This is a genomic window from Gelidibacter japonicus (genome assembly GCF_010725055.1).
Taxonomy (GTDB): Bacteria; Bacteroidota; Bacteroidia; order Flavobacteriales; family Flavobacteriaceae; genus Gelidibacter; species Gelidibacter japonicus.
Genome location: NZ_BJKB01000051.1, coordinates 1 through 1,325, shown reverse-complemented (window position 1 = coordinate 1,325; position 1,325 = coordinate 1). Strand labels below are relative to the sequence as shown.

1 protein-coding gene is annotated in these 1,325 nt (G+C 31.9%); it reads right to left on the bottom strand.

Annotated features, from left to right (window positions below):
* Nucleotides 1–137 precede the first annotated feature (137 nt).
* Nucleotides 138–1,022, bottom strand: coding sequence for a hypothetical protein (locus G6N06_RS19605; RefSeq protein WP_163518390.1), 885 nt, complete (start codon nt 1,020–1,022; stop codon nt 138–140).
* Nucleotides 1,023–1,325 lie beyond the last annotated feature (303 nt).

Genomic DNA, 1,325 nt, shown 5'->3' with positions numbered 1-1,325 from the left:
TCATTGACCGATGTTTACTTAGAACTCAACCCATCTTTTTGCGAACCGCCGTATACGAGACCCGTACGTACGGTGGTGTGAGAGGCGCAGTGGCGACCGGTAGGTCGTCACCCGTCTACTCGATTGTGTGCAGTGATTTACGCACTTTGTTTCAGTTTAACGTTTTTCCGCAAGTATGATTTAATGTCAGTTTCGTTTTGTAATTCCTTTTTTTTAAAGACAATTATTTTATTAGCGTTCTCAATATAGTTAAAATTAATGTTAGCATATTTCAAAATCGAAATCCTAATTTTCTTTTTTCTGTCTTCTGAAAGAAATTTGTAACGTCTCAAGTTCATAAAAGCTCTTTCGTACTTAATATAAAGAACTGTAAAATAAATCAGCGGTAGAAATAGAATTGTGAAAATCGGTGGAAGTAGAAAAGATTTTAGATTACTCAATGTGAAGAAATCAGTATAGTTAGTTATCAATTGATAAATGCCATAAATTAAAATCCCAAACCCAATAATTGTAAGTATGCCTTTTAAAATATTAGCTACAACTTTTGTATTTGGGTCATCTTTTTTCATTTCCGCAACTAATGATAATAGAGAAATAAAAGTTACAATTGGAATTAATATCAGTTCCCAAATAAGCGAAAAGTTGTAAAATCCAACAATAAATTCAAGTATGATGGTTAATGAAGTTGCTGTCAATATAACTTTGACAAAATCTTTGATGGTATTCAGATTATTGGCATTGAAAAAGAGAACTATTCCAGTTGTTAAAAACCAATAAATAAAATCCTTATAAAGCGAAAATTCCCATATTGAGAATTTATTTAATAGTAAAATGATTATGAAAAAGTAAACGAGGAATGTGATGTAAAACGGAATAAATTTCTTGGAAAATAAGGCTTTAATTACATCTAATAATTTTCCAAAACTACCTTTTGAACTTATAATCAAAACTGCGAAAATCACAAAAGACCAAATCAGTATGGAAATTTCTCTATTCGATAGTAGGTTATAAAATTCGATCATTTATTATTTTCAATTCCAATTTTTAATGATAGCACAATGTTTTTTTTCATTGCACACAACGGTTAGTATATGAAAAGTAGGCGATTTCGAAGCACTAAACTTTCGGTAAAGCACAAAGTTTGATACGAGCCAAAAGCCTTGATTTTACTACTGTTTCGCCTATTTTTTATATACATTGTGTGTGCCCAGTATGGGCATCTTTACCTTACTGCAAAGTAAGGTATTAATTTAGAGGGTGCAAGTCCCTTATGCGCTGGAGTAACGTCTGGAAGCATTAGTAAGTCGCAAGGGTGTTGACCGTGA

Excerpts from the sequence above, each read along its gene's own strand:
- G6N06_RS19605 (WP_163518390.1), bottom strand. The coding sequence starts at position 1,022 with ATGATCGAATTTTATAACCTACTATCGAATAGAGAAATTTCCATACTG.